This window comes from Rhodococcus kronopolitis (assembly GCF_042654025.1).
GTDB lineage: Bacteria > Actinomycetota > Actinomycetes > Mycobacteriales > Mycobacteriaceae > Rhodococcus_G > Rhodococcus_G kronopolitis.
Genome location: NZ_JBHSFO010000001.1, coordinates 364714 through 385445, shown reverse-complemented (window position 1 = coordinate 385445; position 20732 = coordinate 364714). Strand labels below are relative to the sequence as shown.

At 70.9% G+C, this 20732-nt stretch carries 18 protein-coding genes, 1 tRNA gene and 1 other RNA gene; 13 read left to right on the top strand and 7 right to left on the bottom strand.

Translation table 11 applies throughout. From position 1 onward, the window contains the following. Both ACFO6S_RS01735 and ACFO6S_RS01730 read right to left on the bottom strand, forming a co-directional pair. Complete coding sequence (locus tag ACFO6S_RS01735; protein ID WP_378413526.1) at positions 1-2070, bottom strand: elongation factor G-like protein EF-G2; 2070 nt, start codon at positions 2068-2070, stop codon at positions 1-3. 68 nt (positions 2071-2138) lie between these two features. After that, positions 2139-4256 (bottom strand): peptidase, encoded by a 2118-nt coding sequence (locus ACFO6S_RS01730; RefSeq protein WP_378413523.1) that lies wholly within the window; start codon positions 4254-4256, stop codon positions 2139-2141. Between the two features lie 172 nt (positions 4257-4428). Here ACFO6S_RS01730 and ssrA point away from each other — a divergent pair. Next, positions 4429-4800, top strand: a transfer-messenger RNA (tmRNA) gene (ssrA, locus tag ACFO6S_RS01725). An 88-nt stretch (positions 4801-4888) separates the two neighbouring features. Next, positions 4889-5221, top strand: coding sequence for a hypothetical protein (locus tag ACFO6S_RS01720; RefSeq protein WP_378413521.1), 333 nt, complete (start codon positions 4889-4891; stop codon positions 5219-5221). A 43-nt stretch (positions 5222-5264) separates the two neighbouring features. On the opposite strand, the gene ACFO6S_RS01715 is transcribed toward ACFO6S_RS01720, so the two are convergent. After that, positions 5265-6485 carry a lipase family protein gene (locus ACFO6S_RS01715; RefSeq protein ID WP_378413520.1) on the bottom strand — a complete coding sequence of 407 codons (1221 nt, stop codon included), beginning with the start codon at positions 6483-6485 and terminating at the stop codon, positions 5265-5267. Between the two features lie 108 nt (positions 6486-6593). Between ACFO6S_RS01715 and ACFO6S_RS01710 the strand changes: the two genes are divergently transcribed. From ACFO6S_RS01710 to ACFO6S_RS01700, 3 genes are read left to right on the top strand one after another with little or no spacing between them, the layout of a single operon-like run. Continuing rightward, complete coding sequence (locus ACFO6S_RS01710; RefSeq protein ID WP_378413518.1) at positions 6594-7229, top strand: LON peptidase substrate-binding domain-containing protein; 636 nt, start codon at positions 6594-6596, stop codon at positions 7227-7229. Between the two features lie 35 nt (positions 7230-7264). After that, entirely contained in the window at positions 7265-8908 is a 1644-nt protein-coding gene (gene pgm / locus ACFO6S_RS01705) for a phosphoglucomutase (alpha-D-glucose-1,6-bisphosphate-dependent) (protein WP_378413516.1), read from the top strand. 32 nt (positions 8909-8940) lie between these two features. Then, positions 8941-10272: an MFS transporter gene (locus tag ACFO6S_RS01700; protein WP_378413515.1), complete on the top strand. Its 1332-nt coding sequence runs from the start codon at positions 8941-8943 to the stop codon at positions 10270-10272. On the opposite strand, the gene ACFO6S_RS01695 is transcribed toward ACFO6S_RS01700, so the two are convergent. Further along, positions 10198-10929 carry a VIT1/CCC1 transporter family protein gene (locus ACFO6S_RS01695; RefSeq protein WP_378413513.1) on the bottom strand — a complete coding sequence of 244 codons (732 nt, stop codon included), beginning with the start codon at positions 10927-10929 and terminating at the stop codon, positions 10198-10200. The genes ACFO6S_RS01700 and ACFO6S_RS01695 overlap by 75 nt on opposite strands. A 50-nt stretch (positions 10930-10979) precedes the next feature. Between ACFO6S_RS01695 and ACFO6S_RS01690 the strand changes: the two genes are divergently transcribed. The 5 genes from ACFO6S_RS01690 (at position 10980) to ACFO6S_RS01670 (ending at position 15346) form a co-directional block, all read left to right on the top strand. Further along, entirely contained in the window at positions 10980-11483 is a 504-nt protein-coding gene (locus ACFO6S_RS01690) for a MauE/DoxX family redox-associated membrane protein (RefSeq protein WP_378413512.1), read from the top strand. 37 nt (positions 11484-11520) lie between these two features. Continuing rightward, complete coding sequence (locus tag ACFO6S_RS01685; RefSeq protein WP_378413510.1) at positions 11521-12267, top strand: DsbA family protein; 747 nt, start codon at positions 11521-11523, stop codon at positions 12265-12267. Positions 12268-12409: 142 nt separating this feature from the next. Beyond that, positions 12410-12482, top strand: a tRNA-Ala gene (locus tag ACFO6S_RS01680). Positions 12483-12680: 198 nt separating this feature from the next. Then, on the top strand, positions 12681-14108 hold the full coding sequence (locus tag ACFO6S_RS01675; protein WP_378413508.1) for a cellulase family glycosylhydrolase: 1428 nt from the start codon (positions 12681-12683) through the stop codon (positions 14106-14108). A 176-nt stretch (positions 14109-14284) separates the two neighbouring features. Beyond that, complete coding sequence (locus tag ACFO6S_RS01670) at positions 14285-15346, top strand: N-acetylmuramoyl-L-alanine amidase (protein ID WP_378413507.1); 1062 nt, start codon at positions 14285-14287, stop codon at positions 15344-15346. A gap of 15 nt (positions 15347-15361) precedes the next feature. Here ACFO6S_RS01670 and ACFO6S_RS01665 read toward each other — a convergent pair whose 3' ends face one another. After that, positions 15362-15817, bottom strand: coding sequence for an SRPBCC family protein (locus tag ACFO6S_RS01665; RefSeq protein WP_378413506.1), 456 nt, complete (start codon positions 15815-15817; stop codon positions 15362-15364). Positions 15818-15955: 138 nt separating this feature from the next. Here ACFO6S_RS01665 and ACFO6S_RS01660 point away from each other — a divergent pair, with 138 nt between their 5' ends. Continuing rightward, on the top strand, positions 15956-16726 hold the full coding sequence (locus tag ACFO6S_RS01660; protein ID WP_378413504.1) for an IclR family transcriptional regulator: 771 nt from the start codon (positions 15956-15958) through the stop codon (positions 16724-16726). A 33-nt stretch (positions 16727-16759) separates the two neighbouring features. Further along, positions 16760-17821, top strand: coding sequence for a CobW family GTP-binding protein (locus ACFO6S_RS01655; RefSeq protein WP_378413502.1), 1062 nt, complete (start codon positions 16760-16762; stop codon positions 17819-17821). A 9-nt stretch (positions 17822-17830) separates the two neighbouring features. Here ACFO6S_RS01655 and ACFO6S_RS01650 read toward each other — a convergent pair whose 3' ends face one another. Next, positions 17831-19342: a DEAD/DEAH box helicase gene (locus tag ACFO6S_RS01650; protein ID WP_378413501.1), complete on the bottom strand. Its 1512-nt coding sequence runs from the start codon at positions 19340-19342 to the stop codon at positions 17831-17833. Between ACFO6S_RS01650 and ACFO6S_RS01645 the strand changes: the two genes are divergently transcribed. Further along, on the top strand, positions 19343-19531 hold the full coding sequence (locus ACFO6S_RS01645; protein ID WP_378413499.1) for a hypothetical protein: 189 nt from the start codon (positions 19343-19345) through the stop codon (positions 19529-19531). 137 nt (positions 19532-19668) lie between these two features. Here the strand turns inward: ACFO6S_RS01645 and ACFO6S_RS01640 are convergent, their stop codons facing one another. Then, positions 19669-20502, bottom strand: a complete 834-nt coding sequence (locus ACFO6S_RS01640) for a mycofactocin-coupled SDR family oxidoreductase (protein WP_378413497.1) — start codon at positions 20500-20502, stop codon at positions 19669-19671. Between the last annotated feature and the right edge of the window lie 230 nt (positions 20503-20732).

The following is a 20732-nucleotide window of genomic DNA, read 5'->3' as shown; positions in this document are numbered from 1 at the left end:
TCAGCTCTGCGAGTGGCCGGTGCCGGTGAACTGCGCCGCCACCGCCGCAGGCATCAGCTCGTAGCGCAGGTGGGCGCGGGCGAACTCGGCGGTGCCGTGGGTCAGTGAGCGCAGGTCGATCGGGTACCGGGACAGCTCGAGTTCCGGTACCTCCGCGCGCAGCAGTGCCACCCCGGGTTCGGTCGACTCGGTACCGAGGACCCGGCCGCGCCGGGTGGACAGGTCGCTCAGGACCGCGCCGAGGTAGTCGTCGGGCAGGATCACCCGGACCGCGGCGACCGGTTCGAGCAGCCGGACGTCGGTGTGGGTGGCCGCGTCCCGCAGGGCCAGGCCGGCCGCGGTCTGGAAGGCGGAGTCCGACGAGTCCACCGAGTGGGCCTTGCCGTCGACCAGGGTGACCCGCACGTCGACCATCGGGTGACCGGTGCCGACCCCGACGGCGAGCTGGGCGCGCACCCCCTTCTCGACCGACGAGACGAACTGCTTGGGCACCGCGCCGCCCACCACCCGCACCGCGAACTCGACTCCGGTGCCCGTCGGCAGCGGTTCCACCTCCAGGTCGCAGACGGCGAACTGGCCGTGCCCGCCGGACTGCTTGACCAGCCGTCCGTGCCCGGTGGCGGCGCCGGCGAAGGTCTCCCGCAGCGCCACCCGGTAGTCGACGGTGTCGACGTGCACGCCGTGCCGGTTGCGCAGCCGGTCCAGGCTCACCTCGGCGTGCGCCTCGCCGGTGCACCACAAGACCAGCTGATGGGTGTCGGGGTTGTGTTCCAGCCGCAGCGCCGGGTCCTCGACGGTGAGCCGCGCCAGCGCCTGGGACAGCTTGTCCTCGTCCGCCTTGGTGTGCGCCTCGACGGCGACCGGCAGCAGCGCGTCCGGGAGCGGCCAGGTCGGCAGCACGACGGGATGCTCCTCGTCGCAGAGGGTGTCGCCGATGCGGGCCACGGTCAGCTTCGGGACGCAGACCAGGTCGCCGGCCAGGCCCTCGGACACCGGCCGCTGCAGCTTGCCGAACTGTCCGCTCAACGTGGTGATCCGCTCCTGCGCAGGCGTCCCGCTGTCCGGCGCCCCGGCGCCTTCCACCTGCACGTGGGTGTCCTGACGCAGCGTGCCGCCGAATACCCGGACCAGGCTGATCCGGCCGACGTATGCATCGCCGGTGATGCGGAGCACCTGGGCGGACAGCGGCCCGTCGGGGTCGCACGCGGGTCCGTCGCCGCGCCGACGGGTGGGGTCGGGGAAGGCGGTGGTCACCAGGTCCAGCAGTTCGGCGGCCCCGAGTCCGTTGTCGGTGACGGCCAGCGCGGGGTGCAGCGCGCAGTCGACGAACTCGCGGCGCAGCCCGTCGGCGAGGGCATCGGCGTCGAGTTCCTCACCCGCCAGGAACCGTTCCATCAAGGAGTCGTCCTGGCCGGAGATGGCCTCCACCAGGGACTCCCGGGCGGCCGCGGAGTCGGGGTGCGGCCCGGGTTCGCCGTAGGTGCGGCCGGTGAGCAGATCGAGTGAACCGCACGGGTGTCCGTCGCGGTAGACGGGCAGGAACATCGGACGCACCGAGTCCGGGCCGAGGTCGAAGGCGTCGTGGCATGCGGTGAGCATCTCGTCGAACCCGCTGCGGGCGACGTCGAGCTTGGAGACCACGATGGCCCGTGGGATGCCCTCGTCGGCGCACTCGCGCCACATCGCCCGGGTCGGCGCGGTGACCGGGTCGGTCGCCGAGACCACGAAGACCGCGGCGTCGGCGGCGTGCAGCCCGGCCCGCACCTCCGCGTCGAAGTCGGGGTGACCGGGGGTGTCGAGCAGGTTGATCTTGACGCCGTTCCAGGCGAGCGGCAGCACCGCCAACTGAACCGAGCGGTGCTGCTGGTGTTCGACGTCCTCGTAGTCGGAGACGGTGTTCCCGTCGGCCACCCGGCCGGCCCGCCCGATCGCGCCGGACGCCAGGGCCAGCGACTCGGCGAGGGTGGTCTTGCCCGTCCCGCTGCAGCCGACGAGCACGACGTTGCGCAGTTGCTCGGGCTTGTCGACGGGCGGCAGTTGTCCCGCTCGAACCGGATTGCGGTCGGCCATGGAGGACTCCTCAGCGACGGGCTGCCCCGATTCTAGGCGCGGCGGCCCGTCGCCAAGGAGGTAATGGCCTACTTGGCGACGCGTTCCCACATCTGCAGGTACGCCTCGGCGCCGCGACTCATGTCCTCGATGAGCTGGTCGCCGTCCGCACCCGCCGCGTTGCGCATGTCCGCGATCCAGTCGGGGATCAGCCCGTACTGCGCGACGCCGTCGGTGTTGACGTCGAACACCCGCTCGCCGGTGCGCTGACGGTCCATCACGGTGCCGCCGTCGAAGGTCGTGTACGGGTACTGGAGCGGGTCGGTCTCGGCGGTCGTGCGCGGGGCGGCCTGCGGCCCGAAGCCGTTGGTGTCCGCGCCGTACCCGAAGCCGAAGTAGTACTTGTCGCTGCGGGCCTCACGGGCCTTGCGCCAGGCCTCGACGAAACCGGGCTCGCGATCGGCCTTCGGGTCCTGACCCGGCTCGGCCTTCTGGGGGTCGAGCTGGCTGGCGTACAGCGCGACGAACCCGCCGAGCGCGTAGATGCGCGGGTACATCGACGTGTCGGACCAACTGTGGCTCGACACCACACCCGAGTACTTCGCGTCCTCGAGGATCTTCATCGTCGCGTCGGCCGTCTTGACGCCCATGTGGTCGATGTCGACGATCATGCCGCGGCTCATCATGCCGCGGATCATGTGCTCGCCCAGCGGTGTCAGGCTGCGGGTGTTGCACACCGGGCCTTCGGGGTAGACCGGCGTGGTGACGCCCGGGGGCAGTGCGGCGACGGCCGCCGCGGGGCCCTCGCCGAGGCTGAGCAGTGGGTTGTCCTTCGCCGCCCCGGTGCACTTCTCGGCCTGCCAGAACTTGCCGGTGCTCAGGAAGTTGCCGACGTTGACGGCGACGCCCTGCACGGCCGGGTCGAACCGCACCCCGCCGAATGCGTTGTCGAACTTGTGGGTGACGACCATCTGCCGCACCCCCATCGCGTACACCTCGTCGAGGCCGCGGTCGATGTCCTCGGCGGTGCACTGCGGGACGTCGTTGACGATCTTGCAGCCGAACGGTTCGGAGGTCTCGATGCCGAGGGTGACGGCCAGCTTGCCCTGCGCCGCGATCTGACGGACCTGCTCGGGGGAGCTGGCGATCCGGAACCAGCCCCGGCCGGGGCCGCCGTACTGGGCGTCGATGTAGTCCTGCATCTCGTGCACCTGCGTGGCCTGCAGGCGAATGGTGTCCATGTCGTTGCACGACTTGGACTTGAGCGGGTACAGGTCGCACAGCACCCGGTTGTTCACCAACAGGTTGGTGAAGATCCGCAGGCCGCCGCGCCAGGCCCGCTCGACCCACTTGTAGTAGGTCTGTTCGTGGGTCAGCGAGTCCTGGGCGGGCCAGTCCGCGAAGGTCGGCCAGCCGGTGGTGTCGTGCTGCTCGAACGGGCTGCCCTGCGAGATGATGTTCTCGAGCAGTGCGGGCGTCCCGTCCGTCCCGTGGTCCGCGCAGTCCTTCAGCGCGGCGGTGATGCCCTGCGGGTCGAAGGGCTTGCCGCAGTGCACGTCGCCACCCATGAACAGGTTCGCGGTCATGTGGACGTGCGCGTCGATGAAGCCCTGCACCTCGCCGTTGGGGCCGGTGCCGGCCAGGGGCGTGCCGGTGGCGTTGACCTCGGAGTCGGGGAACTCGCCACAGCCTTCGGTGGGCACCAGGGAGAAGCGCCCGCCGGCCGGGTTCACGCCGGGGTCGGCGAGGAGCAGGTTGGGCCCGTCCGCGACCAGCTGGCTGCCGTTGGACGTGGCCGTGACGGTGTAGCCGCCGTCGGTGTGGGTCAGCGTCCAGTCGGTGGTCGGCAGCGCGTCGCGGGTCGCGACCACCTTCTTGCCGCCGTCGTGGGCGAGCATGTCGCCGCCGGGGCCGTAGAACATGAAGCGTCCGAGCTGAGCGGCGTGCGCACGGAACGGCGCCGCGGCACCGAGCTCGCCTGCGTCGGCGCGGTAGCCGTCCGCGGTGCGCTGGACGAACTGGCCGGTCGGCTCGGACTGCAGCGCGTAGCAACCGTTGGCCAGGCCGAAGACGGGGTTGTCGTCGGGGCCGACCGGTGCGGGAGCCGGTGCGGCACCGGCCATGGTGGCGCCCGCGACGGCCAGCGCGAGCGCGGCAGTCAGGGCCTGGACCAACCGGCGGGGATGGCCCGCGGCAAGACGTGTCATGGGTGTGCGTGTCCTCGGTGCTCGGGGCGACGAATTCCCTGAAGAGTAGTGCACTTTGGACGCTCGTCCAGGTGGTTTGGCGACCCCGAAAGACCCGGCCCGGTAAATGAGGATGATTTTCCCGGCGAGGGGCGTTACAGTGTGTAGTCCCGGCACAGTGCCGGGGACGTACGGGGCTGAACGGTTTCGACTTTGTACGTTGAGTTAGGGGAAGCGTGTCGGTGCAGGCAAGAGACCACCGTAAGCGTCGCTGCAAACCTATAAGCGCCGATTCCAATCAGCGCGACTACGCCCTCGCTGCCTAAGTAGCGACTGCGTGTCTGTCAGCCCGGGGTTGCCCTCGACCCGGATCCTGGCATCAGCTAGAGGGCTTTACTGCTCGGCTCGGTCGCGGAGTCGAATGGGACATCAAACAGCGACTGGGATCGTCATCACGGCTTGTTCGCGAGACCGAGAGATCCAAGTAGAGACTTAGCGAACTGCACACGGAGAAGCCCTAGCGATCCGACAGAGGACCCGGGTTCAATTCCCGGCAGCTCCACTTCACGGCGAAGGCCCCGGACCACACGGTCCGGGGCCTTCGCCGTTTCGCGTCACGATAGGCTCGGCGTCGCAGAAGGAGGTGGTCACTGGTGGAGCCCGACGATGTCGACTTTGCGCACACCGACCTGGCGGACCGGATGCGGCGGGACAAGGCCGTCGGCCTGGCGCGCTACGTGTGGGACCGCGCCGTCACCGGCGCCGAACTGCTCGACCTGCCCGACGACCGGCTGCGCAAGCTGGCGCGAGCGGCCGGGGTGAACCCGCCGAGCACGGGGGAGACCTGGAAGGTGGTCGCCGCGCTGCTGGACGAGAAGTCGCGGTGGGCGAGCGCGCACCCGGACCATCCGCAGGCGACGCCCGGCCACGCCGACGAGAAGATCATGTGGGTCAAGCCGCCGCTGCCGCCCTGGCCCACCAACTGACCCGGCGCAGAGGCTGATCCGGTCCTGCTGCCGAGTCGGCCGGTCAGCAGTTGGTCGGTGCCGGCACCCCGGCGAACCGGCCGTCCAGCCAGGCCAGGGTGCCCGGCACCCCCTCGATCGAGGCGGGGCCGTGGTCGCCGGGCAGCACGACCAGGTCCACCCGGGTGCCGGCGTCGCACCACTTGCGCGCGGTCGCCGCCACCGACTCGGCCGGGGCGAGCACGTCGGCGCCGCCCTGCCACAGGTGCACCGGGGCGCTCGGGGCGCCGGGGTAGAACTCGACGCTGTTCTCGTTGAACACCGACCGGGCCGCTGCCGACTCGACCTGCGCCGGATTCTTCGCGACCTGCAGGGCGCTGCGGTTGGCGCCCGCGTCGATGATCTCCTGTGAGCAGTCGTTCGCGATCTGGTCCCGGAGCGCGATGCCCTCGGGGCTCAGGTCGGCACTGACCGGAATCCTGTTCGGGTACTCCCGCTCCAGGCCGAGGGTGGCGGCGAAGGCGAGGCCGAACAGCGGGTGCGGCGCCGTCCCCAGGCCGTTGGCGAGCTCGTTGAGGTTCGCCGGGACCCCACCCGCGGCGACGCCGACGATCGGCAGTTCCGGCGCGTAGGTCGGGGCGAGTGCGCCTGCCCATGCCGACGCCATCCCGCCGCCGGAGTAGCCGACCAGCCCGACGGGGCTGCGGCCGAGACCGGCCTGTGGCAACCGCGTCGCCGCGCGAATCCCGTCGAGCGTCACCTGGCCGCCGAGCCGCGCGGCGCCGTACGCGCTGTTGGGCCCGAGATGGTCGGGCAGCGCGACGGCCCAGCCGCGGGTCAGCAGCAGCGGCAGCACCGGGGCCTCCTGGAGCCCGCCGGTGAACAGCGTGTGCGACGGCCCGCAGTCGGTGCCGAGGGCATTGATGATCGCCTGGTAGGACACCAGCGGCCGGTCCACGCCCCCGCGCGGCACCAGCACGGTGGTGACGGCCGCGATGGGTCCGCCGGTCGAGTTGGTGGAGCGGTAGAGGATCTGCCAGCCGTCGGCGTTGCCGTACCGGGAGACGTCCACCGGACGGAACCGCAGCACGTCGCCGTTGGCTCGGGCGCCCAGGTCCGCCGGCGCCGCGTAGAACGGGTCGGGGTCCGGCCGCGGCACCGTCGGCTGCGCCTGCGCGACCGGCAGGAAGGTGAGCGTCACTGCCAGGACGGCGAATACGGCTGCGGCGAGTCGGGAGACTGCGCGGGCGGGGCCGTCTGCGCGGCGGGTGTGTCGGACGATCATCGTGAACCCTCCCAGTTGGCTGGGTGATCAACCTCACAAGTGAACCACAGTCGGCGGGGCGGGGCCGGGGCTCCGGGCAGGTCGGTCGCGTGGGGCATGCTGTCCGGCGTGGATGCCTTCCCGATGTTTCCGCTGGGTGCGGTGCTGCTGCCCGGTGAACCGTTGTCCCTGCAGGTTTTCGAGCCGCGTTACCTGACGATGGTCGACGAGTGCACCTCGTCGCCGGACCGGATGCGGTTCGGCGTCGTGCTGATCTCGCGCGGCCACGAGGTCGGCGGCGGTGACGAGCGGACCGACGTCGGGACCGTCGCCCGCATCGTCAGCGCACGCCCGGTCGCCGGCGGTCGGGTGCTGCTGGAATGCCGGGGCGCCGGGCGGATCCGGATCCTGGACTGGCTCGCCGACGACCCGTACCCGCGTGCGCGAGTGCGGGACTGGCCGGACGAGCCGGGCGCGGTCGGCGACGGCGTGCTCGACGCGGTCACCGACCGGGTCACCTCGCTCGGCGAGGTGCTCGGTGCACTCGCCGGGCGGGTGGGCCGCCCCGCGCCGGTGCTCCCGATGCTCGCGGACCTGCCCGGTGACGCGGGGGAGCAGACCTACGCGTTGGCCGCGCGGTTGCCGCTCGGTGCCGCCGACCGGCGCAGGGTGCTGTCCGCGCCGGGTCCGGGCGAGCGACTCGAGGCGCTGGCGGAGGCGTTGGACGACGTGCTCGCGGCGGCCCGGTTCCGGTTGGCGCAGTAGCGCATCCGGCAGGTGGGCGTGGTCGAATGGACGCCATGGCACACGATCGAGCAGGTCAGCCCGCGCAGCCGGGGGACCTCGAGGACCTCGCCCAGCTGGTGACGGCCTACTACAGCCGCACCCCCGACCCCGAGAATCCCGACGAGCGGGTGGCTTTCGGGACGTCGGGGCACCGTGGGTCCAGCCTGGACGGCGCGTTCAACGAGGCGCACATCCTGGCCACCACGCAGGCCATCGTCGAGTACCGCGCGGCCAACGGCATCGACGGGCCGCTGTTCCTGGGCCGGGACACCCACGCGCTGTCCGAGCCGGCCTGGACGTCGGCGTTGGAGGTACTGGCCGCGAACGACGTCACGGTGCTGGTCGACTCGGCCGGTCGCTACACCCCGACCCCGGCGGTCAGCCACGCGATCCTGCGGCACAACGCGTCCGGTGCGGCGGCCCGGGCCGACGGCATCGTGGTGACGCCGTCGCACAACCCGCCTCGCGACGGCGGCTTCAAGTACAACCCGCCGCACGGCGGGCCCGCCGACTCCGACGCGACCGGCGCCATCGAGGCGCGCGCCAACGAACTCCTGGCGGCCGGACAGGCCGGGGTCCGCCGGATCTCGGCGGCGCGGGCGCTGTCCGGCGCGGCGCGGCAGTACGACTACCTCGGCACCTACGTCGACGACCTGCCCGCGGTGGTGGACCTCGACGCCGTCCGCGCCGCGGGCATCCGGATCGGCGCTGACCCGATGGGCGGGGCGAGTGTCGACTACTGGGGCGAGATCGCGGAGCGGCACCGCCTCGACCTGACCGTGGTGAACCCGTTGGTCGACGCGACCTGGCGGTTCATGACGCTGGACACCGACGGCAAGATCCGGATGGACTGCTCGTCCCCGGACGCGATGGCCTCGCTGATCGGCGCCCGCGACCGGTTCGACATCGCCACCGGCAACGACGCGGACTCGGACCGGCACGGCATCGTCACCCCCGACGGCGGGCTGATGAACCCCAACCACTACCTGGCCGTGGCCATCGACTACCTCTACGCGCACCGGCCCGGCTGGGCGCCGGGCGCGAAGGTCGGCAAGACGCTGGTCAGCTCGTCGATGATCGACCGGGTCGTCGCCGGGCTGGGCCGCGACCTGGTGGAGGTGCCGGTCGGGTTCAAGTGGTTCGTGCCCGGCCTGCTCGGCGGCGAGTTGGGGTTCGGCGGGGAGGAGAGCGCCGGCGCGTCGTTCCTGCGCACCGACGGCCGGGTCTGGACCACCGACAAGGACGGCATCGTGCTCGCGCTGCTGGCCTCGGAGATCCTCGCCGTGACCGGGGCGTCCCCGTCGGCGCGGTACCGGGACCTCACCGAGCGGCACGGCGCTCCGGTCTACGCGCGGGTCGACGCGCCCGCGGACCGGGCACAGAAGGCGGCGCTGGCGGGGCTGACCCCGGACCGGGTGACGGCCACCGAGCTGGCGGGTGACCCGATCACCGCGACGCTGACCCGGGCGTCGGGCAACGGCGCCGCGCTCGGCGGACTGAAGGTGTGCACCGCCGACGCCTGGTTCGCCGCGCGGCCGTCCGGCACCGAGGACAAGTACAAGATCTACGCTGAGTCGTTCCGCGGCGCCGAGCACCTCGCGCAGGTCCAGCGCGAGGCGCGCGAGCTGGTTTCGCGGGTGCTGGGCGCGTCGGGGTGACCGGCCCGTCTTGGCTACGATGACCGGTAATCATGCGCATCTTCCCGAAGTCGACAGCCACCGGCCCGGGAAGGGCGCAACCGCCCGGCCCGGCCCAGTCCACCCCGCCGCGCCCGGCTGACTCGGCGCTGCCGAGCGAGATCTGGGTTCTCGTCTCGGCGAGCTTCGTCATCGCCCTCGGGTTCGGCATCGTCGCGCCGGCCCTGCCCCAGTTCGCGCGGAGCTTCGACGTCGGATACATCGCGGCGAGCGCGGTGATCAGCGTGTTCGCGCTGATGCGGCTGCTGTTCGCGCCGATGAGCGGGGCGCTGGTGCAGCGGCTGGGGGAGCGGCCCACGTACCTGACCGGGCTGCTGATCGTTGCGGTGTCGTCCGGCGCGGTCGCCTTCGCCGGCGACTACTGGCAGCTGCTGCTGTTCCGGGCGGTCGGCGGCATCGGCTCGACGATGTTCACCGTGTCCGCGCTGGGGCTGCTGATCCGGATCACCCCGCCCGGCATCCGCGGTCGGGTGTCCGGGCTGTACGCGACGTCGTTCCTGTTCGGCACCATCGGTGGCCCGCTGGTCGGCGGCGCGCTGGCGGGCTTCGGCCTGCGTGCGCCCTTCCTCATCTACGCGGTGGCGCTGCTCGTCGCGGCGGCGGTGGTGTACGTGAGCCTGAAGGGATCGGCGCTCGCCTCGCCCGACGCCGCGGGCTCGCCGGTCACCATGACGCTGCGTCAGGCGTTGGCGTCGGCGACCTACCGGGCGGCGCTGGTCTCGAACTTCGCCAACGGCTGGGTGTCGTTCGGTGTCCGGGTCGCGATGGTGCCGCTGTTCGTGGTCGAGGCGCTGGACGAGGGCACGGCGCTGGCCGGTGTCGCGCTCACCGTGTACGCCGTCGGCAACGCGCTGGTGCAGATCCCGGCGGGCCGGGCGTCGGACCTGCGCGGACGGCGTCCCTTCGTGCTGGCCGGGCTGGTGGTCAGCGGGAGCGCGACCGCGGTGCTCGGGTTCAGTGACAACCTGCTGGTGTTCCTGGCCCTGTCGCTGGTCGCCGGGATGGGTTCCGGGCTGATGAACCCGGCCCAGCAGGCGGCCGTCGCAGACGTGATCGGCTCCAAGGCCAGGGGCGGTCCGGTCCTGGCGACCTTCCAGATGGCCTCGGACGTCGGGGTGGTGGCCGGACCGCTGATCGCCGGGGTGCTGGCCCAGTACCTCTCGTACGGGGTGGCGTTCGCGGTGACGGGTTCGCTGATGCTGCTGCCGGTCGCGTTCTGGCTGGTGGCACCCAGCAGCATCCCGCAGCCGTCAGCCGGGGACGCCGCCGATCAGGGTGCCGACGGCGTAGGTGGCCCCGACCGCGGTCATCCCGAAGACAAGTAGTCGCAGGGCGCCCCGGACGCGGGGCTGCGAGGTGAACCCGGCGGCCAGCACGCCGACCACCAGCAGTCCGGCGGCGCCGGCGGCCAGGCCCGCGGTCAGCGAGGCGAAGCCCAGCAGGTAGGGGATCAGCGGGATGACGCCGCCGATCGAGAACATCAGGAACGACGAGACCGCGGCCACCGCGGCCGACGGCTGCTCCGTCGGGTCGACGCCGAGTTCGTGGGTGAGGTGGATGGTCACGGCGCGCTCGGAGTCGTTGTGCACCTCGGCCGCGGCGGCCGTCGCGGTCGGGGTGCTCATGCCCATGTCGACGAACATCTCGACGAGCTCGGCCTGCTCGGCCTCCGGGTGCCGGGCCTGGGCACGTGCCTCCACCCGCACCTGCGCGTCGATCTGCTCGTTGGCGGTCGAGACGGAGGTGTACTCGCCGAGCGCCATCGAGAAGGCACCCGCGACCAGGCCCGCGACGCCACTCAGGACGATGGTGCGCGGTTCCAGCCCCGCGCCGCCGACGCCCGCGATCAGCGAGGTGTTGGTGACCAGTCCGTCCATCGCGCCGAAGGTCGCGGCGCGGAGCCAGCCCCCCGCGACGTCGGGGTGGGTGTGGTCGAACTCGTGAGGCAGCGCACCGGAGCCCGCCGGCGTCGAGTCGCTCATGCCCGTGAATCTACGCGGCCTCCGCGACGGCAGTCGGTAGCGTGAGTGCGGTGTGGATTCGTATCGTCAGCCTCGTCGCCCGGATAGGGCTCGCCGCCGTCTGGCTTGTCTCGGGCGCCATCAAGTTCGTCGACCCGACGCAGACCGAGGTCGCGGTGCGGGCCTACCAGTTGCTGCCCGAGTCGCTGATCCAGCCGGTGGCCAGCACCCTGCCGATGCTGGAGATCGCGCTGGGCCTGCTGCTGCTGATCGGCCTCGGGGTGCGGGTCGCGGCGGTGGTGTCCGCCGCGGTGCTGGTGGTGCTGATCGGCGTCATCGTCTCGGTGTGGGCGCGCGGGCTGTCCATCGACTGCGGCTGCTTCGGCGGTGGCGGCGCGGCGGACGTCGACGGCTGGGACTACGCCCGCGAGATCGCCCGCGACGTCGGCTTTCTCTCGCTCGCGGCCTGGCTGACGGTGTTCCCGCGCAGCCCGTTCGCGCTCGGCCCACGCTCGCGGGCGCCGTTCTCAGGGGTGACTCAGCCTCGGGTGACAGAGTCTGCAGTGACAGAGTAAAAGACACTTTTGCAATCCTGACGTGAAGGACAGATCAGTGAGCTCGAACAAGCCCAAGTCCGGCAAGTACTCACCCCAACCGTCCTCGAGTCGGACGACGTACATCCTCGGTGCGCTCGCGATCGTGGTGATTGCGGCCGTCGTGATCGGTGGCGTGCTGTGGACGAACAGCCGCAGCAAGCCCCGAAACGAGGGCTACGGCGGCGTCTCGAACTCAGCGGTCCAGGTGTCGGTCGGCGAGGACGGCGCGATCCTGGTCGGCCTTCCGGACGCGAAGACCAGCATCGACGTCTTCGAGGACCCGATGTGCCCGTACTGCGCGCAGCTCGAGAACACCAACGGGCAGGAGGTCGCGCAGAAGATCGACGAGGGTGCGCTCGCGGTTCGCTACCACACGCTGGACTTCCTCAACCGGCTCTCGGCCAGCGGCGACTACTCCACCCGGGCGGCGTCCGCGTTGATGTGCGTCGCGCAGTCCGGGGACGCGGTCGCCTTCTCGGCGTTCCACGGTTCGCTCTTCGACCCGGCCAACCAGCCGCCGGAGAACGGTCAGTCCGACCACTCCAACGCGGACCTGGCGGACCTGGCCAAGGAGGCCGGCGCGAACGACGCCGCGGTCGCCTGCGTCGCCGACGGAGCCAACGTCGAGGCCGCGGCCGCCGCGGCGCAGAAGGGCAGCGAGGCCCTGGCGGCCGCCGGTGCGCGCGGCACGCCGACCGTGGTCCACAACGGCACCCTGGTCGACGCGCTCGGCAACCGGGACTGGGTTTCCGAGCTCAACTGACGGTTGCACGGATGGGCGCCCGTTTGGCGCCCATCCGGCTTCCAGGCCTGTGACCAGCCAATTTGTTGGCTGAGTCAGCCATGGTGTAACTTCGTCCAGGCAAGCAGAGAGCACGAGCTGCTCGCGGAGAACAACTGAACACGGGGCTATGGCGCAGCTGGTAGCGCACCACACTGGCAGTGTGGGGGTCAGGGGTTCGAGTCCCCTTAGCTCCACCGAGAAGAGCGGTTCAGACAGAAATGTCTGAACCGCTCTTTTTCTGTTTCCCTTGCCCAACTCGGGGCGGCTCGTCATCCGTTCGGTGTACCCCACGGAGTGTCTGTGACATATGACACAGAAGGGGCGCGAATCTCGGTACTGTCCCGCGCGAGAGTCGCAGTTCTCCGGGCACAGGACAGTAGGGACGCAATCTGATGAGGTGGCTCAGTGTCGTGGCCGTGTCGGCGATCGTGGCGGTCGGTGGCCCTTCGGTGGGCACCTCGGTGAGTTCGGCGGCCCCGCCGCCCACGGTGACCGGCGAGAACGGCGTCGTCTACCCGACCGATCCGCAGGGCCGCGCGTTGCTGTTGCGGGGATGGGAATTCGCCGACGAGTCGTGCGGCCCCGAGGCCTTCGCCGAGACACCGGAGAAGTTCCGGCAGATGGCGGACCTCGGCTACAACGCGATCCGGGTGCCGTTCAACTGGGAGTGCGCGGAGCCCACCGAGGGCAACTACGACGAGGCGTACCTCACCGCCTACACGACGGTCTTCCGGGCGGCCGAGGCCGCCGAGTTGGTGGTGACGCCGGTCCTCAACGACCACTTCCCTGGCTGGGTGCTCGAGCGCGCGGGAGACCGGCCCGCAACGAGTTCCGCGGAGCTGGGCTCCGCGACGCTCGGCTCCACGGACGTGGGCGCCTCCGTCCTCGGCAAGCACGGCGACCTCGAGTTCCTCGCCGCCTGGGGGCTGGTCTACGACGACGCCGAGGTTCGCGGCCGCGTCCTCGATCTCTGGGAGCTGCTCGCGGGTCGGTTCCACGACGAGCCGTCGCTGTTCGGATACGACCTCTTCAACGAACCGTGGTTCGACCCGCTGGCCACGGGCTCGAGCCTGCTCGATCCCTTTGCCGGCGAGGCCGACCGGCTCACCTCGCTCTACCAGGACATCGCCGACCGGATCCGCACCGTCGACGCCACGCACTGGCTGCTCGTCGAGCCCTTCTGGGCCGGCGTGGGGAGCCTCGCGCTGCCCACCCGCCTCGGCGAAATCCGCGACAGTGCACAGAAGGTCGCCTACGCGCCGCACATCTACAGCCTGGCGATGGAGGCCGGGGGCGACTACGACCCGGCCGGTGGGTTCGTCGCCGACTACTGGGATGCGGTGGTCGGCTACGCCCAGCGGTACCGGTTGCCCCTGTTGATCTGGGAGTGGGGCCCGCAGAACCCGAAGACCCCGAACGCCGACCGCTACGTGCGCGAGGTGATGGCGGGCATCGATGCGCACGCGGCGGGCTCGATGTCCTTCGCGTGGTGCACGGGGCTCTCGGGGTGGTGCAACCTCGGCGAGGACGGCGTGCCCGGTGCCGCGATGGCGCAGACGGTTGGCGCGTATCCGCAACGGATCGCGGGGGAGCCGATCTCGCTGGCGACCGACCCGGCGGCCGGTGCGACCCTGAGCTTCCGACCCCGCGGCGAGGCGCCCACCGTGATGGTCGTGCCGAAGGCGGCCTACCCGAACGGTTACGACGTGGACCTCGACGGCGGGGCCTACACCGTCACCCCGAACGGGACCTTCGACGTCCTCGACATCACCGCCGATCCGACGGCCGACAGAGTCGACGTCACCGTTGGGCGGCGGTGACGTCGGACCGGGCGGGACGACGGAGTTCGCCGGGGTTCGGGAGCCCGTCGGGCAAGGTCACGGAAACCCAACGGTTCGGGCGCGAACTGGGATCTTGTCCGCGAAGCGGGTGAGTCCTCTGTTTCACTCGGTGCACATGTGACCGGTGTTACTGATGTTGTGAGGACTACCAGCCGATGAAGAAGTCGACCCTGACCGCCGCGCTGGCCGCGACCGCACTCACCGCGATGCTGGTGCCCGCCGTGGCCGTGGCCGCACCCGAGGCGGAGCAGCCCACCCCACTGACCGGGAAGACGGTCTTCCTCGACCCCGGCCACCAGGGCGCCGGCCACAGCGAGAACCTGGCCAGGCAGGTCGACGACGGCCGCGGTGGCACCAAGGACTGCCAGACCACCGGCATGACGAGCCTCGGGGGCGTGCCCGAGCACACCATCACCTGGAACGTCTCCGAGCTGGTGAAGTCGAGCCTCGAGACGCTCGGCGCCAAGGTGGTCCTGAGCCGGGCCGACGACACCGGCTGGGGCGGCTGCGTCGACGAGCGGGCCAAGGCGGCGAACGCGTCCGGCGCGGACCTCGCGGTCAGCGTGCACGCCGACTCGACCGCGGCCGGTGCCGACGCCGCCGACCATGGCTTCCACATGATCGTGCCGACGCTTCCGGTGCCGGACTCCACGGTCGACGCCGTCCAGTCGACGTCGGGCCTCGAGGCGTCGAAGCTGATGCGCGACGCCTACGTCAAGAACGGCTTCACCCCGGCGAACTACGCCGGCGTCGTCGACGGACTGCAGAGCCGCGCCGACATCGCCGGGCCCGCGCTGACCACCGTGCCGCTGGTGTTCGTGGAGATGGGCAACGGCTCCAATCCCGACGACGCCGCGGTGCTCGACACCCAGGACGGTCAGCTCAAGCACGCCATCGCGATCATCACCGGCGCGGTGAACTACCTGATGGACACCCCGGTGGCCGCCACGGAGCCGTCGACGGCCGAGCCCGCGACCCCGCCGACCGCGAAGTCTGTGACTCCGTCGACCACGAAGCCGACGACCCCGCCGACCACCAAGCCTGCGACCCCCGAGTCCGGCGACCTGGTCGGCGGACTGGCCACCCTCGGCAAGCTGCTGGACGTGGTGGGTCTGGGCGGGCTCCAGGACTTCGTCACCGCCGAGAACGTGGGCGTGTTGTCCGGGCTGATCGGCAAGCTGCTGGGGATCCTCAACGCCGGGGCCGGCCAGGGCTGACGCCCGAACGGACCGTCAGCTGCCTTCGGTGAGCAGGTCGGCGAGGTTGTCCAGGCTCGACCGCATCGTGCGGGTGGCGGCCTTGGCGACGAACGGGTCGGCGAGCTTGCCGAAGACGCCACCGAGGCCGGTCTCGGTGTCGATCCGATACGTGAACCGGGTGCCGCCGTCGACCTCCTCGAGCCTCGTCGCGGTGGTGAAACCGACATCGCTGTCGACGGACTTGGCCGCGGTCGAGTTCGGGGGGTCGTAGTCGGTGAACTCCGCCGTCCAGTTCACCCGCCTGCCGAGGGTTCGGTTCACCCCGCGCCACCTGCTGCCCACCCCGAGTTGGCCGTCGGTGACCTGTGCGCAATCGGTGGTTGCGGAGTCCCACGACGGCCAGTTCTCCGCGACGGTGAGGTAGTCCCACACCTCGGCCGCCGGGCGGTTGATGACGACGGACTGTTCGATGACGGGCATGGCGATCATCCCTTCGAAGGTGGTTGGATCGAACAAGGCCTTCCCCTCCAGGCTTCTCCGTTCGGCGTGCGGGCAGAAGGCCGACGTGTCGCTCAGTGACACGTCGGGACCATTCGGTCTTCTTGCCTATACGTTGGGGCCACGGTCATGGACGACCACACACTCGCGGGACGCCTGCTCACCATCATCGACGCGGTCGCCGACCTCGAGGGTCCGGCGTCCCTGGCCGCGCTGACCGAGTCCACCGGAATTCCCAAGCCCACGGTCATGCGTGTCGCCAACGACCTGGCCGCCAGGGGCGTGCTGCGCCGGGACCCGGGCGGATACCGACTGGGCGAGAGACTGATCGACCTCGGTTCCGTCGCGACCCGGCACCACGGCATGCGCGACGCCGCGATGCCGCACCTGCAGGAACTGCTCGCCAGGACCGGTGAGGTGGTCTCCCTGGCGATGCTGTGCGGCGACGAGCTCGCCGAGCTCGAGCGTGTGTACGGCCACAACCGGGCGGACGTCGCTGGCCGGCCACTGGTCCGCAGGCCCGCCGCGGACGTGGTCACCACCGCGATGGGCCGCTGCCTGCTGGCCCACCGGTCCGACCTCGCCGAGGCCGCGCTCCGCGTGCCGGTCCCGCGACGCACCCGGTACACCGTCACCAGTCCGGAGCGGATCCGCGACGACCTGGCCGCAGTCCGCGATCGCGGCTTCTCGCTGGAGTACGAGCAGACGATGGAGGGATGGTGTTGCGTGGGCGCACCGATCCTGGGCGGGAACGGGGAGGTCGTCGCCAGCGTCGGAATTCTCGGGCGTCCGGGCGCCCGCTTCACCCCACACCGGCTCACGCGTGCGCTGCTGTCGGCCGCAGAGGGTATCGCCATCGACTGGGGGACGTGTCCGCCGCCCCCGAACCGCCCCGCCTAGGATTGGTGCGGCAATCGAACGGAGGGACGGCGAGTGGCGAAGCGGCGGCTGATACCGGTCATCCTCGTCGCAGGCTTCCTCGGCTCAGGCAAGACCACCCTGCTCAACCACCTGCTCCGCAACAACCGCGGCGTGCGGATCGGCGTGGTGGTCAACGACTTCGGCTCGGTGAACATCGACTCGATGATGGTGGCAGGCCAGGTCGACTCCATGGTCTCGCTGAGCAACGGGTGCCTGTGCTGCGCCGTCGACGTCAGCGAGATGGACGAGATGCTCGACCGGCTTGCGCACCCGCGCTCGAACATCGACGTGATCGTCGTGGAGGCCAGCGGGCTCGCCGAGCCGCGGAACATGGTCCGGATGATCCTGGGCAGCGAGAACCCGCACATCGGCTACGGCGGACTGGTCGTGACCGTCGACGCCGCCGAGTTCGAGGACAGCCGCGCCCGGCACCCGGAGCTCGACCTGCACGTGCGGATGGCGGACCTGGTGGTGCTGAACAAGATCGACCGGGTCTCCGACGCCGAACGCGACCGCGTGGTCGCGGTGGTGGCGGGGCTGAACGACCGGGCGCCCGTGCTGTGCACCGAGCACGGCCGGATCGACCCGCGGCTGCTCTTCGACGAGGCGGTCCGCGCCGACGACGGCCCGCGGCAGCTGAGCCTCGACGAGTTGCTCACGGAGACAACGGACGGCGACTGCCACGACCACGACCACGACTGCGCCGACCACGCGCACCTGCACGACGGCTACGACAGCGTCAGCTACGTCGGTGAGCGGCCGATGGACCCGCGGGCGCTGATCGCGTTCCTGGAGAACCGCCCGCCGGGCCTGTACCGGGTCAAGGGTTTCGTCCACTTCGCGGCGGCGGGGCACCGGCAGAAGTACCTGCTGCAGGCCGTCGGCCCGCACATCCGGTTCGAACGGGTCGGCTGGGCGCGCGGGGAGCCGCGGACGACGACGCTGGTGCTGATCGGGTGGGGCATCGACACCGACGCCGTCGAGCGGCGGCTGGAGGCGTGCACCGCGGTGCAGGGACACGAAAGCGGTGCAGAGGCCATGACTGGCGTGCACCGCTACGTGGTGTCGAACTAAGGGGTCGAACTAGGGGCGAGTGGCGCGACGGCGCTGGCCGTTGCCGGTGCCGCTGCCCTGCGAGCCACCGGACCGCGGGGACTCGCTGCTGTACATCACGGTGGGCTGGGCCGAGCCCTGGCCCCGTCCGCGTCCGCCGGAGCTCCGGCCGCCACCTGCAGTGGCGCCCTGGCCGCCGCGTCCGCCGCCCTGCGCGCCGCCACGTCCACCGCCCTGGCCGCCGCCCTGACCGCCGCGTCCGCCGCCGGCCTGGCCGCCGCCGCGGCGCTGACCGCCACCGCCGCCACCACGACGGGCACCGCCGCCGTTGCCCGCCGGCTGGGGTGCAGCCACGGGGACCGGCACCACGTGCGGGGCGATCTCGCCGACCAGCGCGGTGACCGGATCGGAATCGGCCGTCACCTGCTGCGAGGTCACCTTGATGGCGGCCTTGCGCATCAGGATGGCGAGGTCCTTGCGCTGCTCGGGCAGCACGACGGTGACCACGTCACCGGCGCTGCCTGCGCGGGCCGTACGGCCCGAGCGGTGCAGGTACGCCTTGTGCTCGGCGGGCGGGTCCACGTGCACGACCAGCTCCACGTCGTCGACGTGCACGCCGCGGGCGGCGACGTCGGTGGCCACCAGCACGCGGGCCGTGCCCGCCGAGAACGCGGCCAGGTTGCGGTCGCGGGCGGCCTGCGAGAGGTTGCCGTGCAGGTCCACCGACGGGATGCCCGCCTCGGTGAGCTGCCGGGCCAGCTTGCGGGCCTGGTGCTTGGTGCGCATGAACAGGATTCGGCGGCCGGTGCCGGACGCGAGCTTGTGCACGAGCACCTTCTTGGCGTCGACGCCGGCGACGTCGAACACGTGATGCGTCATCGCGGCGACCGGCGAGTTCGCCTCGTCGACCGAGTGCAGCACCTCGTTGTGCAGGAAGCGCTTGACGAGCTTGTCGACGCCGTTGTCCAGGGTCGCCGAGAACAGCAGTCGCTGGCCGTTCTGCGGGGTCGCGGACAGGATCCGGGTGACGACCGGCAGGAAGCCGAGGTCGGCCATGTGGTCGGCCTCGTCGAGGACGGTGATCTCGACGGCGTCGAGGGAGACGAACTTCTGCTTCATCAGGTCCTCGAGGCGCCCCGGGCAGGCGACGACGATGTCGACGCCGGCCTTGAGGGCCTGGACCTGGCGGTGCTGCGAGACGCCGCCGAAGATCGTGGTGACCTTCAGGTTGTAGGCGCCTGCCAGCGGCTCGAGGGCCGCGGAGATCTGGGTGGCCAGCTCGCGGGTCGGGGCCAGGATCAGGCCGGTCGGGTGGCCCGGACGGCGCTTGCCTGCCAGGTCGCCGGCGAGGCGGGCGACCATCGGGATGGAGAAGGCCAGCGTCTTGCCGCTGCCCGTCTTGCCGCGGCCGAGCACGTCGCGCCCGGACAGGGTGTCGGGGAGGGTGTCGACCTGGATCGGGAACGGCGCGGTGATTCCGTTGGCGGCAAGCGCCTTCACGAGGGGCTCGCGCACGCCGAGTTCGGAGAATGATTTCGTCATGTGTGGGTCGAGGCCTTTCAGGCATCGGGTTGCGCTGGTGACCGCACGGGGGAACTGCTCGTTCCGCGCATCTGTCAGCACAAGTTTGGCGAGATTGCCGGTGGGCAAAATCGATCGCCGCAAGAAGAGCTCGTGCTGGATGGCACCAATCAACGGATCGAGTGGGTCAAACCCACGGTCATGCGTTGAGGAAGCGTTCCACGACGTATGGCGGCCAAAGGATCGGCGCCAAGTGAGACCCAGCATAGCCGACGGGCCCGGATGGTCCGGGGTCGGTTGCGTCACACCCGACCCCGGGCGTCGTGGTCACCTGTTCGTGGCGAGTGCTACTTGAGGGTGTACCCGGCGTCGACCGGCAGGGTGACGCCGGTGACGTAGCGGCCGCCGCGGCCGCAGAGGTAGACCATCGCCTCGCTGATGTCGGCGGGCTCGAGAAGCTTGACCGGCAGCGGGTTCTGCAGTGCGGCAAGGCTTCCCGGGTGATCCTCAAGGTACTGCCCGAACTCTCGGTTGAGGATCATCGGGGTGGCGACGCCGGTCGGGTGGACGGTGTTGACCCGGATGTTCTTCTCCGCCAGGGTCATTGCGTAGTACCGCATCAGGCCGATCACTCCGTGCTTTGCGGCGTGGTAGCCGGCCGTTCCGTGGCTGCGGACGCTGAAGGCCTGATTCACGGATTTGAGGCCGGCCGTCGAACTGGTGATCACGACGGCGCCGCCGTCACCGTGCTCCAGCAGGGCGGGTAGGGCCGCCTCGATCGTGTAGTAGACCCCGTTGAGCATGACCTCGACGGTGTCGACGAAGGCGGACATGTCGTGACTCCGACTGCCCATGACCGGCATGATCCCGGCGTTGGCGAGAACGAAGTCCACGCGGCCGAGCTCGGCCACGCCCACCTCGACCACCGACTCGAGCCGCTGGAAGTCACGGACGTCTGCCTGTTCGGCGACGATGCGGCGACCGGTCTTCTCGACGAGGTTGACGGTTTCGTCGAGGTCCTCGCGGGTGGCCAGCGGGTAGGCCACGCTGTCGATCTGATCGCAGAGGTCCACGGCGATGATGTCGGCGCCCTCTTCGGCGAACCGCACCGCGTGCGAACGGCCCTGCCCCCGCGCGGCGCCGGTGACAAACGCGACCTTGCCCTCGAACTGCAGTGACATGACTGCCCCTCTCGGCAGAGCTGACGTGCCCAGGGTGGGCGGAATCAGCACGCGAGACTCCGGTCGGCGGGCAGGACTCGACTGGTGAGCGAGCTCGACAGGCGGGCAGGACACCGGCGACTGCGTCGCGAACCACGGCCCCGCAAAATTGGACGAATTCGGCGAGCCCGATTGCAACAGATGCATCACCCCGGCGTCGGTGCTGGTGAGAGCGTGGCGGGAGCCGTGCG

Bases quoted from the DNA above. Each gene is read 5' to 3' on its own strand.
- ACFO6S_RS01640 (WP_378413497.1), bottom strand. From the start codon at position 20,502: ATGTCACTGCAGTTCGAGGGCAAGGTCGCGTTTGTCACCGGCGCCGCG.
- ACFO6S_RS01735 (WP_378413526.1), bottom strand. From the start codon at position 2,070: ATGGCCGACCGCAATCCGGTTCGAGCGGGACAACTGCCGCCCGTCGAC.
- ACFO6S_RS01660 (WP_378413504.1), top strand. From the start codon at position 15,956: ATGGACGACCACACACTCGCGGGACGCCTGCTCACCATCATCGACGCG.
- ACFO6S_RS01700 (WP_378413515.1), top strand. From the start codon at position 8,941: ATGCGCATCTTCCCGAAGTCGACAGCCACCGGCCCGGGAAGGGCGCAA.
- ACFO6S_RS01650 (WP_378413501.1), bottom strand. From the start codon at position 19,342: ATGACGAAATCATTCTCCGAACTCGGCGTGCGCGAGCCCCTCGTGAAG.
- ACFO6S_RS01675 (WP_378413508.1), top strand. From the start codon at position 12,681: ATGAGGTGGCTCAGTGTCGTGGCCGTGTCGGCGATCGTGGCGGTCGGT.
- ACFO6S_RS01695 (WP_378413513.1), bottom strand. From the start codon at position 10,929: ATGAGCGACTCGACGCCGGCGGGCTCCGGTGCGCTGCCTCACGAGTTC.
- ACFO6S_RS01730 (WP_378413523.1), bottom strand. From the start codon at position 4,256: ATGACACGTCTTGCCGCGGGCCATCCCCGCCGGTTGGTCCAGGCCCTG.
- pgm (WP_378413516.1), top strand. From the start codon at position 7,265: ATGGCACACGATCGAGCAGGTCAGCCCGCGCAGCCGGGGGACCTCGAG.
- ACFO6S_RS01665 (WP_378413506.1), bottom strand. From the start codon at position 15,817: ATGATCGCCATGCCCGTCATCGAACAGTCCGTCGTCATCAACCGCCCG.
- ACFO6S_RS01715 (WP_378413520.1), bottom strand. From the start codon at position 6,485: ATGATCGTCCGACACACCCGCCGCGCAGACGGCCCCGCCCGCGCAGTC.
- ACFO6S_RS01670 (WP_378413507.1), top strand. From the start codon at position 14,285: ATGAAGAAGTCGACCCTGACCGCCGCGCTGGCCGCGACCGCACTCACC.